This is a genomic window from Paraglaciecola sp., from assembly GCF_039943935.1.
Taxonomy (GTDB): Bacteria; Pseudomonadota; Gammaproteobacteria; order Enterobacterales; family Alteromonadaceae; genus Paraglaciecola.
The window spans coordinates 41,936-58,350 of sequence record NZ_JBDUZQ010000023.1; the positions used below are offsets into that span (position 1 = coordinate 41,936).

General features: G+C 41.3%; 14 protein-coding genes. 9 read left to right on the top strand and 5 right to left on the bottom strand.

Features of this window, described 5'->3' with window-relative positions; all coding sequences use genetic code 11:
• The first annotated feature begins 34 nt into the window (after nucleotides 1–34).
• The 3 genes from ABJD71_RS15060 to ABJD71_RS15070 all read left to right on the top strand — a co-directional run bounded on the left by ABJD71_RS15060 (nucleotide 35) and on the right by ABJD71_RS15070 (nucleotide 2,779).
• Nucleotides 35–979 (top strand): acetylxylan esterase, encoded by a 945-nt coding sequence (locus ABJD71_RS15060; protein WP_348171138.1) that lies wholly within the window; start codon nucleotides 35–37, stop codon nucleotides 977–979.
• 86 nt (nucleotides 980–1,065) lie between these two features.
• The gene (locus ABJD71_RS15065) at nucleotides 1,066–1,794 is read left to right on the top strand and encodes an alpha/beta hydrolase-fold protein (protein ID WP_348171141.1); all 729 of its coding nucleotides are present in this window, start codon (nucleotides 1,066–1,068) and stop codon (nucleotides 1,792–1,794) included.
• Nucleotides 1,795–1,966: 172 nt separating this feature from the next.
• On the top strand, nucleotides 1,967–2,779 hold the full coding sequence (locus ABJD71_RS15070) for a transporter substrate-binding domain-containing protein (RefSeq protein ID WP_348171144.1): 813 nt from the start codon (nucleotides 1,967–1,969) through the stop codon (nucleotides 2,777–2,779).
• A gap of 139 nt (nucleotides 2,780–2,918) precedes the next feature.
• Here the strand turns inward: ABJD71_RS15070 and ABJD71_RS15075 are convergent, their stop codons facing one another.
• Nucleotides 2,919–5,237, bottom strand: a complete 2,319-nt coding sequence (locus tag ABJD71_RS15075) for a peptidase U32 family protein (RefSeq protein WP_348171146.1) — start codon at nucleotides 5,235–5,237, stop codon at nucleotides 2,919–2,921.
• Between the two features lie 150 nt (nucleotides 5,238–5,387).
• Here ABJD71_RS15075 and ABJD71_RS15080 point away from each other — a divergent pair, with 150 nt between their 5' ends.
• From ABJD71_RS15080 to ABJD71_RS15095, 4 genes are all read left to right on the top strand, one after another.
• A complete protein-coding gene (locus tag ABJD71_RS15080; RefSeq protein ID WP_348171149.1) occupies nucleotides 5,388–6,077 on the top strand; it encodes a glutathione S-transferase in 690 nt (229 codons plus the stop codon).
• Nucleotides 6,078–6,342: 265 nt separating this feature from the next.
• Nucleotides 6,343–8,193 (top strand): alkaline phosphatase PhoX, encoded by a 1,851-nt coding sequence (locus tag ABJD71_RS15085; RefSeq protein WP_348171152.1) that lies wholly within the window; start codon nucleotides 6,343–6,345, stop codon nucleotides 8,191–8,193.
• Nucleotides 8,194–8,256: 63 nt separating this feature from the next.
• Nucleotides 8,257–9,957 (top strand): hypothetical protein, encoded by a 1,701-nt coding sequence (locus ABJD71_RS15090; RefSeq protein WP_348171154.1) that lies wholly within the window; start codon nucleotides 8,257–8,259, stop codon nucleotides 9,955–9,957.
• Complete coding sequence (locus tag ABJD71_RS15095) at nucleotides 9,957–10,676, top strand: hypothetical protein (protein ID WP_348171157.1); 720 nt, start codon at nucleotides 9,957–9,959, stop codon at nucleotides 10,674–10,676. The genes ABJD71_RS15090 and ABJD71_RS15095 overlap by 1 nt, the downstream gene beginning before the upstream one ends.
• Here the strand turns inward: ABJD71_RS15095 and lpxH are convergent.
• Nucleotides 10,663–11,400 carry a UDP-2,3-diacylglucosamine diphosphatase gene (lpxH, locus tag ABJD71_RS15100; protein ID WP_348171944.1) on the bottom strand — a complete coding sequence of 246 codons (738 nt, stop codon included), beginning with the start codon at nucleotides 11,398–11,400 and terminating at the stop codon, nucleotides 10,663–10,665. The genes ABJD71_RS15095 and lpxH overlap by 14 nt on opposite strands.
• Before the next feature lie 57 nt (nucleotides 11,401–11,457).
• Nucleotides 11,458–11,952 (bottom strand): peptidylprolyl isomerase, encoded by a 495-nt coding sequence (locus ABJD71_RS15105; RefSeq protein ID WP_348171160.1) that lies wholly within the window; start codon nucleotides 11,950–11,952, stop codon nucleotides 11,458–11,460.
• A gap of 174 nt (nucleotides 11,953–12,126) precedes the next feature.
• Here ABJD71_RS15105 and cysS point away from each other — a divergent pair, with 174 nt between their 5' ends.
• The gene (gene cysS, locus ABJD71_RS15110; protein WP_348171163.1) at nucleotides 12,127–13,506 is read left to right on the top strand and encodes a cysteine--tRNA ligase; all 1,380 of its coding nucleotides are present in this window, start codon (nucleotides 12,127–12,129) and stop codon (nucleotides 13,504–13,506) included.
• A 207-nt stretch (nucleotides 13,507–13,713) separates the two neighbouring features.
• Nucleotides 13,714–14,184, top strand: coding sequence for a hypothetical protein (locus ABJD71_RS15115; RefSeq protein ID WP_348171166.1), 471 nt, complete (start codon nucleotides 13,714–13,716; stop codon nucleotides 14,182–14,184).
• A 74-nt stretch (nucleotides 14,185–14,258) separates the two neighbouring features.
• Here ABJD71_RS15115 and ABJD71_RS15120 read toward each other — a convergent pair whose 3' ends face one another.
• The gene (locus ABJD71_RS15120) at nucleotides 14,259–14,717 is read right to left on the bottom strand and encodes an isoprenylcysteine carboxylmethyltransferase family protein (RefSeq protein WP_348171169.1); all 459 of its coding nucleotides are present in this window, start codon (nucleotides 14,715–14,717) and stop codon (nucleotides 14,259–14,261) included.
• A gap of 11 nt (nucleotides 14,718–14,728) precedes the next feature.
• Nucleotides 14,729–16,396, bottom strand: a complete 1,668-nt coding sequence (locus ABJD71_RS15125) for a LysM peptidoglycan-binding domain-containing protein (RefSeq protein WP_348171172.1) — start codon at nucleotides 16,394–16,396, stop codon at nucleotides 14,729–14,731.
• Nucleotides 16,397–16,415: the final 19 nt, after the last annotated feature.

Here is a 16,415-nt window from a genome sequence, read left to right on the forward strand (position 1 = left end):
GTGTATAAGGCCTGACTACTAAGCATGATTTATATTGAAATCGATACTCGATAATGACCCTTTTGGGTCTTATCCCATAGATAGTTTACTGAACGTTTCTGCTACTCATCGCCCTAAAGACTTTGATGAATTTTGGCAGCATGCGTATAGCGAAGCGGTAAATTTAACCCCAAACCCTGTGGTATACGATACTGGTAAGCGCCATAAAAACTGGAAAGTATATGATGTGTCGTTTCAATCAACTCATGGCATAACAATTTGGGGGTGGCTGTTAGTCCCTGTTGATAAACCCATTAGAAGGGCGTTTATTGTGGGGCATGGATACGCTGGGCGTGATGGCCCTGACTTTGACTTGCCGTTTGACGATGGGGTGATATATTTTCCGTGTAGTCGTGGTATTTCTCGTAGTGCGGCACCGCCTATTTCTCAAGAGCCTTATTGGCATGTGCTTCATGATATTGATAAAAAAGATCGTTACATTATTCGTGGGTGTGTTGAAGACGTGTGGTTGTCGGTCTCTGTTATCAAACAGCTTTATCCTGATATTACAGGTGGCATTAACTTGCTAGGTATGAGCTTTAGCGGCGGAGTAGGGATACTGGCCCTTGCTCAAGATAACAGAATTGCTAAAGCCCATTTTAATGTACCTACTTTTGGGCATCATCAATTACGGTTACGTATTGCCACCCATGGTAGCGGTAAATCTATACAAGACTTTTATAAAAGAGAGCCGATTAAACTTATCCGCACCCTTAGATATTATGATGCTGCTTTTGCTGCAGCAAACGTGATAGTGCCCGTTCATTTTGCGTTGGCTTTGCGAGACTCAGTGGTGACGCCACCAGGGCAGTTTGCTATTTATAACGAAGTACAAAGCGAAAAACACTTGTTTGTTTTAGAGGCTGGGCACGATAGTTATCCAAGCCAAGCTGAGCAATCTAGAGAGCTTATTATAGCGTTATCAGATTTTTTTAGTTAAGTGAGATAAGCCAAGTAGTTACTGGGTACAGTAGGCCATTACTCGAATTGAATATACAAGATGTTCAACATAGAGGTGAGTGCTAGATGAAGCGCGAGTATCACAAGTGGTGGAGCCCTCGCTTGCAGAGGGATATGGAATTATTGGTATATGGACATGCTGGCGCTAGGGTGTTGGTTTTTCCCACTCGTTTTGCACGTTTTTATGAATATGAAGACCTACGAATACTTGACCAAATTCGAGACAAAATAGAAGACGGACATTTACAGCTATTTTGCGTTGATAGTATTGATGCCGAGAGTCTATATTGCAGCTGGGCTGAGCCCGTGTGGCGCATTCAACGACATATTCAATACGAAGAATACATTTTGAATGAAGTATTTCCGTTGATGGATAATGTAAACACTAATCCTTGTACTATTAGCCATGGGTGCAGCCTTGGTGCGTTTCATGCTGCCAATATTGCGCTTCGCCACCCTCATTTATTTAGCAAGCTTTGTGCGTTTAGTGGGCGCTTTGATTTAACCCTAGAAGTTGAGTATTTCGGTGATTTGTTCTCGGGGTTTTACAATGATGATGTGTATTTTCATACGCCGTCACACTTCTTACCTAACTTAGCGTGTGAGCAAAAACTTACCGCACTGCGAAATATGGATATTATTATGGTGATTGGCCGTGAAGACCCTTTTTTGAGTAACAATTTGCAAATGAGTGCTTTGCTGACAGACAAAGGAATTGGTCATACCTTACATCAATGGGATGACCGAGCTCATCAAGGACACTACTGGCGAAAAATGGCGCGGATGTATTTGTAACGTATTCATTGCTTAGGTTATATGATTTGTGCCAGTATTTAATGGACTTCTACTTAATAGTTGTTTTGTCAGGAAGATATATAAGGGTATACTTATTTACCGGTTTGAATGATATTTTGCGTAGGCCCACTGTCCGAATTCAGACTTATCGTGAAACTACTAGTGAGTTGAGATGAAAAATAAAATTTCTGTTTTATTAATTGTTTTAATTTGGGTATTGCCTTTACCTGTGCTTGCGTCTGCCAAATACTATGTTGGTCATTGTCGCAATTACCCGCCTGACATCTATTTTGAAAATGGTAAGTGCACTGGAATAGTAGCTGACTTAGTATCTGATATTGTCACTGAACTTGGCCTGAAAATTAAATGGCAAAAGGTTCCTTGGGGACGGTCACTTATTGATGCACAAAAAGGAGAGGTTGATTTATTAATCAGGCATTCGATGACTCCAGAGCGGCAGTACTACCTTAATGAAATTAAGTATAAGGATGAGTTTAGAACTTTGGCTTTTTATAAGTCTCCCAGTTTTAAGTTTGACATTAGCTCTTATGAAGAGCTCGAAAAAGTCAATGTAGGGATGATAAGAGGCGTGTTTTATTCTCCGACCTTCACTACGTTGGATATATCACGTCTCACGGCCGTTAGTGAAAGTAAACAATTATTGGGCATGTTAGAACGGGGGCGCATAGATGTGGTGGTGACCTCAAAGTCTCACGATATTCATTTATTTGAGGATCAGTTTGATAAAGCAATTTTGACTGAGACATTTAAAAACCCTAATTACATTAGTATACCCAATCACTCTAAATTGATGGTGCATTATGATGATATAGCGCGCCTGATGCTTGATTATCGCAAGAGCGGTAGAATTGACCAGTACTTTGAAAAATATGACGCACCTATCCCTGATCAAACCTTTGACGATGCGCATGGTTCTGAGAGCATAAAAAAATGCCATAATATCTCTGCTGATTGCGACCTATAAAACACTTACCTTGTTTGCGTGTGCTTGCGCCATTCAGACACATTTCTCTATGGAATATAGCTTATTTGAGGGCGCAACTCATTATCTCTACTATAAGGTTGTAGGTACCTTAAGGGTTGATGAGATTACTTCCTAAATCTTACAAACCGTTATGATATTGAACATTTGTTGCGTCTGGCACCAATGTTCTAAGGGTTTGATTAACCTTGTCGTAAGTCCCGTGGCTAGTGTTTGCTTCGATACTCAATAACTGTTCAAATTGTACAATAAGGTTTGCTTTATCAGGTGATTGTTTGTCTCCTGCGCCAATGTTGGTTAAGTCGAGCATGAAGTCATCAAACATGTTTGATAGGTCTGTTATCACCTCGGTATTCACAAACTGGTCTTGATTATAAATACTTGGGTAACCGGCCTTTTGTTTGTCTATGGCAAACGATTCACCTTTTAGGTTGGTGATGCTGGTGGACTTGTCGCAAGACAACATGCAGCCGTTGTCTATTCTTGGTTTTTCGCAGCCTACGCTTTGTTGGAAGAAGCATTGTCTACTCGCCATTAACAAAATAGGGTGGTACACACTGTAAGACAATGAAAAGTCTTTAGGCCTAGCAATAGCATTAATTTGCATTCTATTAATTTCGTTTGAAATAAACGCACCACTGCAATCAAAGTCCTGTTGCATAGCCAATAAGGCATAAGAGTTGGTGGTATTTAAATAGGGGCCTGCAATCCATTTTATACCTAACTCATAGGCACGGTGTGCGATACCTGTATTGTTGGTGACGATCAGTTTGGGGTGTACTTGTTCTAAAATATTTAGAGCTACATCGTAGTCTTTGCCAATGAGAACCGAAGGGAACCAAGGGATTAACCTAGGATTATCTTGCAAGAAGCCTACATATTTTGTGCAATCTCGTTTGTACGCATCTGGTAATTTAAAATAGATATCTGCGTCTGTCACATCCGCTAATTCAATGTCTTTTTCATCACAGATAAGAATCGATAAATTCGCCAGCGTGTTGGCTTTTTTAGGTTCAGGTTTAGGATGCTTGACTAACTTAGGCAGTATCACTTCTGTGACTGGCTTATGACCTTCGTTCAGCATTGAAGCGATGCTGTTCTTTATAGAGGTAAGCTCTTTGAACGAAATACTAACATGTTGTGCTAACCCTTTTGTGCAGATTTGTTTTAGGTCAAATGCGGCACTGCTGAAATTTTTAAAGCGCTTGTCTAAAGCTGCTTGGTCTAACGGTGTTTTATGGTTAGCTGTCAGCTCAGATGTCGATTGTACATTGAACCTAGCTTCTGTAGGTGTTGAACTGGAAATCAATGGCTGAGGATCGTTAGTGATCACCTCAACAGTCAGTGGTTGACCGACATTGCCTGAAAAAATTAATCTTAGTGCTGGCTTATCGATACTCACATGTTTTATTTTTTCGGATACAGATGCCGACATTTGCGCTTTTTCTAAGTCTAGTGTTTCTTCAACTGTTTGAATTTGAACAATTGAGATAGCATTGTTTGCTTGTAGAGCGTGATTTTTGGAGTTGTCTCTAGGGTTTTCAGTGAACATAGACTGATTTAAGTCACCCCGTAAGAAAGCATTTGAAAAGTCACGGTTGAATACTTTATATAAACGCTCGCCGTCTTCGGTTAGTTCGCCTGTTTCTAGATATCCATCAATTTGTTTTCTAAAACTATCCACCACTGTGTGCACGTAACTCGCACTTTTTATACGACCTTCGATTTTAAATGAGTGCACACCTGCATCAATAAGAGCAGGTAAGTCGAAAAACGCTGAATTGTCTTTTAAGTTGAGTGGAAAATTATTGCCTGATTCCGTGGTTTCGTATTCTTCACGACATGCTTGGCTACATCGGCCTCGGTTGCCAGAATTACCGGCACTGGCGGATGTTGAGTAACATAAACCAGAAAATGCCACGCATAGCGAACCATGCACAAAAACTTCGGTGAGTACGTCTTGCTCTTGGCACACGGCGTTTACTGCCGTGATTTCACGTAAGTTCAACTCCCGTGATAAATTTACACGTGATGCACCTAGTTTTTTAAGAAAAGGAATTTGACCCACATTGTGGGTAGTGAGTTGTGTCGATGCGTGAATATCTAGAGTAGGGAAGTGCTTCTTCAAGATATAAAACATACCAATGTCTTGTACGATCACGCCATCTAGCGTGGTATTGGCTAACTTATTTAATAGGTTTGCTAAAGACTTAAATTCACGCTCTAAAATAACGATATTCAAGGTTAAGAATATCTGGCACTGGTATTGGTGTGCCAAGCGAATAATGCCGATAAGTTGTTCAAAAGAGATATTTGAGGCGCGATTACGGGCGTTAAAGTTGTCTAAACCGCAGTACACGGCATCAGCGCCCGCTATTATTGCCGCTTTAATTGCGTCAACGTCACCACCTGGGGCTAATAATTCTATTTTAGGATCCATGTATCAACTTATCGTAATTAGGTAAATTTTTGAGGTTATTTTGAGCGGGGGATTTTACCCGTATATTTAGATAATGAATACCGATAAAATGCACGTGTGCTGAATGCGCCTACTATTTACTCCCATTATTTTTAAGGTGAACACGTCTTTATGGCCCTTCCTGTTTTATATTCTTTACGAAACTGCCCTTACGCCATGCGTGCAAGGATTGCGATATATAAGTCTAAACAGCCTGTTGAACTTAGAGATCTGGTGCTCAAAAATAAACCAGTGGAAATGCTGCTTGCGTCACCTAAAGGAACGGTGCCTACGCTAGTGCTCGGTGCCGATGGTCAAACGCAAAAGGTGATTGATGAAAGTTTAGATGTAATGCTTTGGGCGTTAGGTGAGAGTGATCCTGACAACTTGCTGAGGTCTGAGGTTACTGGCGGCGACTTGCCTCTTGAAAAGTCTGCTAAATTAACTGAGATATTAGACTTGATACATGACTTTGACTTTCAATTTAAGTCTCGTTTAGAGGCCTATAAATGTGCTAAACGTTATCACGAAACTAACTTACACGAGTGTCGCCAAAGGTGTGAAGAGTTTGTAAACGCTTTAGAAAAACGTCTGAGTAACCATCATTATGTTATTGATGATAAAGAAAGCTTGGCTGATATTGCTATTTTACCGTTTATTCGGCAGTTCGCCAAAGTCGAGCGCCAGTGGTATTTACAGTCACCTTACCCAAATTTAAAAAGATGGCTTAACCAATATTTACAAAGCCCTATGTTTAATAAAGTGATGACCAAATACCCTTTGTGGGTAAAGGGTGCGCCTATTACAAAGTTTGGGCTGTAAACCTCCTTTTATTGTTTTTGTGATGGGAGTGCATTGTCATTTTCTTACTATGAAAAATGCAGAAGCCGGGGACATTATCAACCAAACGCTATTTAGTGTCTTGTCACTAATCTGACATATTTCTGTCAGCGTATCGTCATTTTAGTATCACTAAACTGTCAAAATATTACTTCACACTTCTGGTCCGCAGAGTGATTCAAATCCTATTACGTCATTCATACGCACAATTTAATTTCATAACACTATTTTAAAATGAGACCAAACAATGACAAAAACAATGATGGAAACCTTTAAATTTTCTGCTATCGCTTTAGCGTTAGTGGTGGGGTTATCTGCTTGTGAAGGCGATGATGGAGACATTGGCGCAACGGGCGCTACAGGTGAAACTGGTGCCACAGGAGTGACTGGGGCAAGTGGTGCAGATGGTTCAGATGCTGCGTCGGTGCCAGTGTTAACCCGTTTAGCTACCGTGCCAACCGGTGCAGAAGTTACGGGGGCATTTTTAACTGATGAAGGTGATTTGTTTTTTAACGTTCAACACCCTTCAGACGCCAATACTCATACTGACGATGTTAACGGCAAGCCATACAACTCTGGAACGGTAGGCGTTTTACGTGGTGTTAATTTCAACGATTTACCTGCAACGATTGTCAATTCGCCTGTTCCAGAAACTGAAGAAGAGCGACAAGTGGTTATATCTGCTTTAGGTGAATATCAAATACTTGGGCAAACCACCGATACCTTTTCTGAACTGGGTGATAGTGGGTTAGCTGGTGGGTTAGGGGTGCACTACGGTATTTTTTCTGGAGAGAAAATTATTGAGAACAATGCCCCAGATTTTAATGGGTTTGTTTCAACAGGTGAAGGTGAAGGGTACTTATTCACTAACTGGGAGTCATACCCTGGTGGCGTAAGTCGTATGAAAATTGAAAAAGATGAACATGGGAGTTGGTCAGTATCTGAAGCTATGATGGTTAACTTTGATGATGTGTCAGGAACCGCTGCGAACTGTTTTGGTTCGGTATCTCCGTGGGGTACCCCCCTAACGTCTGAAGAGTGGATTGTGAACTCTACCGTCGATTCAACTACCCACGCTAGTTGGAATGACCCTGATGACACCCGCACTGATAATCTTGAGGCTTTGACGGCTCCTGATTTTCCAAACCCTTATCGTTACGGATATATCGCTGAAATCACTGAGCCTACTTCTGACGAGCCAGTTGTCGTTAAGCACTTTACGATAGGTCGTTATGAACACGAAAACTCAACTGTTATGCCAGATCGTCGTACCTTATATTCTTCACAAGATGATACCGGAGGTGTGTTATTTAAGTTTATAGCTGATGCTGATGAAGATTTAAGCTCTGGTACTTTGTATGGCGCTAAATTAACGCAAGATGCGGGCTTAACTGACCCAGCTGTAACTGGTTTTGACGTAACTTGGGTTGAATTGGCTGCCAGTGATAATGCGACTATAGAGGCGTGGATTGCTGAATATGATGGTATTGATACCAGTGACTATGTTGAAGGTGAAACCAGTTATATGACCCTAGCTGATGTGCAAGCTTGGGCTGATGGTGATACCACTTATCCTTCTGTGGCTGATGGCGGCAGTGCGGTAACAGCGGGTCAAGCTATGGATAATAGAGCGGCATTTTTAGAGTCTCGTCAAGCTGCAAAAATGAAAGGGGCGACTGCTGAATGGAGAAAACTCGAAGGCATAAGTATCAATCATGACCGTGCGTTAGAAGCAGTAGGCGGTGTTGAGTCTATTGATGGTGAAGATGTCACAGCGGCTTACATGTATATGGGCATTGCTGACCTTGATAACACCCTTACAGATGATGAAGGTGATATTCAATTATCTAACCGAGTTAAAGATTGCGGAGGCGTTTACCGTGCCAAGCTTGAAGCCAATTACGACTTAGCGCGCATTGAGCCTGTGGTCATGGGTGGGACGTACCGTTCTAGCTTAACCGGCGCTGAGCGTTGTGATGTGGATCAACTTTCTCAGCCTGACAACGTTATTGTGATGCGTGATGGTCGCATTATTATTGGTGAAGATGGGTTCCAAGAGAACAACACATTGTGGATGTACGATCCAAAAGGTTTGTAAATAAACTTACTTCATCATAGCGGAACATTCGTTCCGCTATTTTTACTACTACAAGAATTAATCATGCAAAAACTAATTATATTATTTATGTCAGTCTGGTGTTTAGCAGCATGTTCAGATCATATTGGGGAGACTGATGAGTCTACTCTTGTTGCGCCTGCTACACATGCCTCATCAAGTAATACTGCCCCTTACAATAAAGGGGATGTTATTCCTGCCACCGCTTTTATTGCGCACGGTGAGGTATATAATGCTGAGTCTGTTATCCCGCCTCAGTGCTACACCAAAACCGATGGCGAAAATAATCCTTGTTATGCCTGTCACCAAACATATAAAGATCAAAAACATAGGCCAAACACCATGAATGATGGTGATTTACAGGGTGAGTATCAGTTCTCTGATTTAGGTACGACCAATCATTGGAAAAACCTGTTTGTAGACAGAACCCAACTCATTTCAGGGATATCTGATGAGGCAATTAAACAATGGATAAGCCAAGATAACTATAGTGAGTTTGTTCGGAAATTTGCCAATGATCCAAATTGGGCGGGAGAAGTTACGCCGATAGAAAATCTGGCTACCCCTAAGAAAGCCTTTACTAAACAAGGCTTAGCCACAGACGGAAGTGCTTGGGTCGCATTTAATTATAAACCTTTTCCTAGTACATTTTGGCCTACTAATGGCTCAACTGGTGACGCCATGATCCGCCTTCCTAAAGCATTTCGTGAGCTCAATGGACATTTTTCTAAAGATATATACTTTGCAAATTTGGCATTGGTTGAATTGGTTATGAAAGAAGCGTCGTATATTACGGTTGTGCCCGTTTCTGAAAAGGTCGCTGGTACTGATTTGAATGGCGATGGTGTGTTATCAGATGCAGTGCAAACCCTAGTGGCTCGAACTCACTATGTGGGAGATGCTAAATCCATTGCACTTACGCCTTTGTTATATCCCGAAAATACCGAGTTTTTGCATACTGTCCGTTACATTGGTGTTGATGACGATGGAGAGATTTATAACGCAGAGCGTATGAAAGAGGTGCGGTACATGAAAAAACACAGCTTTAAAAGCAAAGCTGAGTTAGCGTCTGAGTATTATCTAGAAGCCAAAGAGAAGAGTTTTGAAAATTTACCTCAGGTGCATTTGTTAGGAGATAAAGGGGTAAACAGCAATATGGGGTGGACGCTGAACGCCTACATTGAAGATGACAAAGGCGAGTTACGCCACCAAAACTCTCAAGAGTTAGCTTTTTGCGCAGGGTGTCACAAAACGTTGGGAGCAACCTTAGATCAAACGTTTTCGTTTCCTCGTAAAGTTGAGGGTGCAAAAGGTTGGGGATATATAAATTTAGCAAGCCAACAGGATGTCCCTAATATAGGTGAAGAACAAGGAGAGTTTTTAACTTACTTTGAGCGGGTGGGTGGCGGTGATGAATTTCGCCAAAACAAAGAAATGCTACAACGCTGGTTTGATGATGAAGGCAAAGTAGACACAGAAAAGGTAGCTAAGGCTCAATCTGTATTTGAGCTGATTACACCATCACCTAGGCGTGCATTAGACTTAAATAAAGCCTACCTAACCATTGTCAAAGAGCAGAGTTACATCTTTGGTCGTGATGCAATTATTACTGAAGCAACTAATGTATTGCAACATGTCGACGAAGAGGTGGCTCCTTTAGATAAAATGTTTCGCTATAAATGGGATCTAAGATTAAATTGGCAATATCCAAACAGAACCAATTTTACGCGTGTAGAGCAACCATAATGGACTACCCATTGTTTGACTTTGTTGTAGCGAGTTTACTCATGGGATTAGGCATAGGTGTTGATGTGGCGGTTGCTACTGCAGCAAGGGTAAAACAGTTGTCTACCGTGAGGTTAGCGACCATTTGGATTGTAGGGGTATCGTTTACCCATACTATTTTTCCGATGATGGGCTACTTGCTGACTTACTTTAGTATCCAAGTCCAGCCTGCCATTGAACCTTTCATAGGCTTATTGGCTTTTACCTGTATTTTTTATTACTTGCGTAGTGAACTTATAGAGTTGGCTCACCCAAAAACTCAAGGTGACGAGCGTCAACTCATGGTGACGTTAGGTTTAATTCTAGCTGTAAGTTGGGATGCACTTTGGTCAGGGCCAGCGAAATCGGCTCAGGTAATTGGTTGGCCAGAGTTATACGTGTGGGGCTCATTTTTGTTGGTAGGGGCGTTGGTATCAATTTTGGCAATACTGAGTTTGAGTTTTGCTGTACGAGTACAGCAGTCTTTTAGTCAGATCCGTTTAGCCAATTGGTTTAGCTTGTGGGTGCAGTACTCTGTGATTGGTTATTTTGGTTTACTGGCGGTACTTAGGTATACCTTTAATATGAATGTCCGGGGGTGGCAGGTGTTAATTTTATCGAGTGGCTTGATTGCTGTTGCATTGATGTTTGCAACTCCTAAAAGGTCAAACGGATTAGGTGAACAGGTTACAGACTCATAGTGGTTAATTCTGTTTGCGTGGCTGATATTTTAAGTACACTGCCTTGCTCATACCAATCACCTAATACAATGCGCTCAGCGCTTTGACCCCTCAACTCAAATCCATGAATGGCGGGGCGGTGGGTATGGCCGTGTACTAGTCTTTGTACGCGGTGTTCTTGCATAGATGCAATTACCGCTGCTTGGGTAACATCCATAATTTCCATTGTGAGTTTAGCTTGTTTGTTTTTGCTGGTGGCTCTGGCCTTTTTGGCTAATTTGCGGCGAATGCTCAGGGGTAAGCTCAACATTATTTTTGGCCACCACCACGAGCGAGCGGTTTTGCGAAATTTTTGATAGTCAACATCTTGAGTGCAGAGTTCGTCGCCATGCATAATTAAAGTGGGTTGGCCATATAAATCAATGACTTTTTGTTCGGGTAAAATGGTGAAGCCAGCTTGCTCTGCAAATTTTTGCCTGATTAAAAAATCTCGATTACCGTGAATAAAATAAACAGGCGTTCCTTTACCGCTGAGAGCTTTAAATGCTGCTGCAATACTTAGAGTAAAACTGTTTTGTTCATCATCACCAATCCAAACTTCGAATAAATCACCTAGCACATATAGCGCATCGGCTTTTGGAGCTTGTTTTTTTAAAAATTCAAATAAGCATTGATTAATATCACCCCTGTCTGCTGAAAGGTGTAAATCTGCTATAAAGTAAGTAAATGAGGAAGGGGAGGTCATTAATTGATAAAAAGTATGAATACGGGGCAAAGTAAGTAACTAAGCCCCGTATCAATATTAATCGATAATTTCGGCTTTTTGAATAAGCACATCTTCTGCAGGTACATCTTGGTGGTAGCCTGAGTTGCCTGTTGATACCGCTTTGATTTTCTCTACAACATCCATACCGTCTGTTACTTCAGCAAATACGCAATAACCCCAGCCGTCTGTACTTTCGCTGCGGAAGTTTAAGAAACTATTGTCACCCACGTTAATAAAGAACTGAGCAGTAGCTGAGTGCGGTTCATTAGTGCGCGCCATAGCGACAGTACCTATGTTATTGGCTAAGCCATTATTTGCTTCATTTTGAATGGTTGCCTTAGTTTCTTTTTGTTCCATACCAGGTTCAAACCCGCCACCTTGTATCATGAAGCCATCAATCACTCTATGAAAAATAGTATTGTCGTAAAAGCCTTCTTTTACATAATCTAAAAAGTTCGCAACAGTAATTGGAGCTTTATCAGCAAAAAGTGTCAGTGTAATTACGCCGTAATTTGTATGGATTTTAACCATGTAATCGCTCCTTTGAGGATGAAGATAAAAATAACTGCGGCATTCTAGCCTATATACCTGAGTTTTTTAAGGCTTTAACAGCATTTGACTGGTGCAGCTAGGGTATCTCAATGATAGAATCCCGTTTTTATGGCGTCTTTTCGACCGCCCTCTCAACAATAGGACAATGACTAAATGTTACATATATACAACACCTTAACCCGCCAGAAAGAGCAATTTAAGCCATTGCAGCAAGGTAAGGTGGGTTTGTATGTATGTGGAATCACAGTATATGATTTATGTCATGTTGGGCATGCACGTACGTATTTAAGCTTTGATCTAATGGTGCGTTATATGCGCTCTCGTGGTTTGGACGTTAAGTATGTCCGTAATATTACAGACGTTGACGATAAAATAATTGCTCGTGCCAATGAAAGAGGTATAGACGCAGCAGAGTTTACTGAGCAAACCATCGCTAGTATGCATGAGGATTTTGCGTCTATAGGTCTTATTGAGCCTGATGTGGAACCCCGTGTTACGACGCATATGCCTGAGATTATTGATGTTATTCAGCGCTTAATTGATAAAGGTCATGCCTATCAAGCACCAAGTGGTGATGTACTATTTGAAGTCAGCACTTATGCTGAGTATGGCAAGTTGGGGCGTCAAGATTTAGAGCAGTTACAGGCTGGGGCGAGAGTTGAAGTCGCATCAGAAAAGCGGGACCCATTAGACTTTGTTTTATGGAAAACCGTCAAGCCTGGCGAACCTTTCTGGGAGTCTCCTTGGGGGCATGGTCGCCCAGGTTGGCACATCGAATGTTCTGCAATGAATCATAAGCACCTCGGAGAGCATTTTGATATTCATGGTGGTGGTTCTGATTTAACTTTCCCTCATCATGAAAATGAAGTAGCTCAATCTTGCTGTGCCTTTGATACTCAGTATGTGAACTATTGGGTGCATACTGGCATGGTACAGGTTAATGAAGAAAAAATGTCTAAGTCGCTAGGTAACTTTTTCACTCTTCGCGATGTGCTGGATTTATACGATGCTGAAACTGTTCGTTATTTTTTGATGTCGGCTCAATATCGCAGTCAATTGAGTTATTCAGATAGCTTTATACAGCAAGCTCGTGCGTCTCTGGAACGTTTATATACATCGCTTCGAGATGTTAGTCCTAATGTGGATGTTGATATTTCTTTTGGGGGTTATCAAGAGCGTTTTAATCAGGCGATGGACGACGACTTCAATACGCCAGAAGCTTTTGCGGTGTTGTTCGATTTGGCTAAAGAAGTAAATAAAGCAGAAGGTCAAGCTGCAGCTGATTTAGCTGGCGTGATGATTAAGCTTGCAGATATTTTAGGTATTTTGCAGCAATCACCTAATGACTTCCTTCAAGGAACCGCTGCGGGTGAGCAAGATGATGTTGCTGAAATTGAAGGTCTGATAAAAGCTCGAAATGATGCGCGTGCTAATAAAGACTGGGCAGCAGCAGACGCTGCTCGAGATGCTTTGAATGGCTTAAATATTGTATTGGAAGATAGCGCAAGTGGCACAACATGGAGACGCGGCTAATCTAACCCTTTAAGCCCCGAGCATTATCGGGGCTTTTCTTTCCGGTAACACTTCTCTTTTCGTTTACACATTGTTTGCACATTTTTCTGGTTTGTTTATTGGTAACATATCTTCGCTTAACTTGTTAGCCGAGGTTGATTGGTAATTGAGGTGGGTTAATTAAGAAATAGCATCCATTTACTTTGTTAAATTAATAAGGAAAACAATATGGTTGATTCAGTCGGTAGTGCAAGCTTTCGTCCACCACCTTCCCCGCCTGGTGCAGGTGGCCAATCGAGTCTTACAGATGACCAAACATCTCTAATTGAAGAAACGTTAGCCAGTTATGATGCAGATAACTTAACTGAAAGTGATGCTGCAAGTATCGTTGAAGCATTTTCTGATGCGGGCATCGCTCCAAGCTCTGCTTTTGCTGATAAGCTTGCTGAAGTTGGCTTTGATGCAAAAGAAATAGGAGGACTGGCAGGTATAGGCTCTGCTGAGTCTGGTCAGCGTCCACCCCCTCCACCTCCAGCAGACAGTTCAAGCAGTTTAGATTTAACTGATGCTGTGGATTATTTAGAGACCTTATTTGAAGAAAAAGCAGAAACTGAAACAGATAATTCAAGTATTACTGCACAACTAGCAGAACGTTTTGGTTTGGCCGATGGTGAGTCGTTAATTAATATTACGGTTTAATTTTACTGACGATATATAAAACAATACGGTACAAGGCAATGTAGCTTAAAGCTTATTGCCTTAAAGGTAACGACTTAAAGCCAACGTCTAACCTTGGATTTATAACGGTTGTATTCTTCACCAAAGCGTTTCTCTATTGCACGCTCCTCTGGTTTTACTTGGAAGTAGGTAAGGTACAGCACAAAAATAGGAAGGTTCACTAATCCCAACAAGTCTCCAAGTTTTAAAATTGCCGCCAATAATACGAGTGCCATTCCTAAATACATAGGGTTACGAGTGAAACCATAAATACCCGTTGATACTAAGTGGTTAGTGTTATGTGGTTTGTGAGGATCTAGTGTGGTTTTAGCCTGTCTAAATTGCCAGACACCAGTTATTGCAATAAAAACACCTACAGTAGCGACGTAAACATAACTGTCTTGAAACGCTTCAGGTATCAAAGCAACCGAAAAATAACGGTTACATAGATAAGTGCTGAGCAGCGTTATACACAACACGACTGGAGGGTGTAGTTTGAGCTCTAGGAATTTCAAAGCATTACCTTTTAGGTACGAGTCACATCAACAAAAATCTTGAGTTTTTGTCCGGGTTGTAAGTATTTTTTTAATTTACTTTGGTTCCACTTTTTTAAGTCACTTACTTTTACTTTGAACTTGCCTGCTATACGCGCTAAAGAGTCACCGTTACGAACTGTATAAGTTAAAGTACGCATCACTGCGTCTGAGTTTTGATGACTACCCACTTGGTTCACCCAAATGACTAATTCTTTACCGGGCCTTAAGGTGTCTGTGGGGGCCATGCCATTCCATTTGGCTAACTGCCTTAGATTGACTTTGTATTTGCGGCTAATATCCCAAAATGTGTCACCACTTTTTACAATATGGTTAAGTTTGTATGTACCACTTTTTTTAGATTGAGTGGTAGCTAAACGTTGCTCTTGGGATAATGAGTAAGAATCTAATGACTTTAATGCTACAGGCACAATTAAGTGTTTACCCACTACAATAACATTAGTTTTAAGCTTGTTAACTTTGCTAATAATGTCTGCAGTTGTGTGGTATTTAGCTGCTAATTTAAGCAAGCTGTCGCCACTTTTTACTTTATGTCTGACCCAATTTAGTCTGTCTTTATTATCAGTTTTTGCCAGTTTTGCTGTGAAAGCAGCAACCTTGTCGATTGGTAAAAGTAGGGTGTGTGGGCCATCAGGGTCGGTGGCCCAGCGGTTGTAACCTGGGTTTAAAGAGTGGAGCTCTTTTACCGTTAAGCCTGCCATATCTGCCGCTAATGCTAAATCTATTTGTGACTCAACATTGACTTGTTGGGTGAAAGGGATATTTTCAATGATAGGCCATTCAAAATTATACTGTTCGTCGTTGCCTAGTATATCTGCTAACGCTAATAATTTCGGTACATATGCTCGTGTTTCTTTTGGTAAATCTAAGTGCCAAAAATCAGTTGCTCTGCCATTTTTCTTGTTTTTTCTAATAGACCTTAAAACACGGCCTTCACCGCTGTTATAAGCTGCTAATGCATGAAGCCAGTTGCCATCAAACATTTTAACTAGATAGTTTAAGTAATTTATTGCCCCTTGTGTTGATGCCATAACATCACGGCGGCCGTCGTACCACCAGGTTTGCTGCATACCAAATCTTGTACCTGTTGACGGGATAAATTGCCACATACCAGCTGCACGGCCATGAGAATAGGCAAATGGGTCAAAGGCGCTTTCAACAATGGGAAGCAATGCCAACTCTAGTGGCATGTTTTGTTGCTCTAGCTGTTCAACTATTAAGTATAGAAAAGGTTTGGCTCGTTTAGCGACCCGCTTCATGTAACTTGGGTGTTTTAAATACCAATTACGTTGTGCTTTTATTCGGCTATTATCTTCATATTCAAAACTTAATTGGTTACGTACTCGTTTCCATACATCCTTAACCTCAACCTCTGTGGCGGCTTCTAATATTTCTTCTGGCACTACAACGGGTACTTCGACTGTCTCAATGGGATGAGTTATAGGGATGGTGCCAGCTTTGGCTGACTCACAATCAAAATGGCCTTCTACATTGTCGTGATCTTGCTCACAAGACTCCACTATTCTTTCGGCAATCTGATGTTCTTCTTCAAGCTGACTATCTTGTGTATTGTTTGTGGTTGTTTGGCAGGCTGTGAGGCCGGTAAACACTATGACAGGAATAATTTTGTATAGACGCAATGTTTTCTCTTTATATTTT

Bases quoted from the DNA above. Each gene is read 5' to 3' on its own strand.
- ABJD71_RS15085 (WP_348171152.1), top strand. From the start codon at position 6,343: ATGACAAAAACAATGATGGAAACCTTTAAATTTTCTGCTATCGCTTTA.
- ABJD71_RS15105 (WP_348171160.1), bottom strand. From the start codon at position 11,952: ATGGTTAAAATCCATACAAATTACGGCGTAATTACACTGACACTTTTT.
- ABJD71_RS15065 (WP_348171141.1), top strand. From the start codon at position 1,066: ATGAAGCGCGAGTATCACAAGTGGTGGAGCCCTCGCTTGCAGAGGGAT.
- ABJD71_RS15115 (WP_348171166.1), top strand. From the start codon at position 13,714: ATGGTTGATTCAGTCGGTAGTGCAAGCTTTCGTCCACCACCTTCCCCG.
- ABJD71_RS15070 (WP_348171144.1), top strand. From the start codon at position 1,967: ATGAAAAATAAAATTTCTGTTTTATTAATTGTTTTAATTTGGGTATTG.
- ABJD71_RS15075 (WP_348171146.1), bottom strand. From the start codon at position 5,237: ATGGATCCTAAAATAGAATTATTAGCCCCAGGTGGTGACGTTGACGCA.
- ABJD71_RS15080 (WP_348171149.1), top strand. From the start codon at position 5,388: ATGGCCCTTCCTGTTTTATATTCTTTACGAAACTGCCCTTACGCCATG.
- lpxH (WP_348171944.1), bottom strand. From the start codon at position 11,400: ATGACCTCCCCTTCCTCATTTACTTACTTTATAGCAGATTTACACCTT.
- ABJD71_RS15090 (WP_348171154.1), top strand. From the start codon at position 8,257: ATGCAAAAACTAATTATATTATTTATGTCAGTCTGGTGTTTAGCAGCA.
- cysS (WP_348171163.1), top strand. From the start codon at position 12,127: ATGTTACATATATACAACACCTTAACCCGCCAGAAAGAGCAATTTAAG.
- ABJD71_RS15095 (WP_348171157.1), top strand. From the start codon at position 9,957: ATGGACTACCCATTGTTTGACTTTGTTGTAGCGAGTTTACTCATGGGA.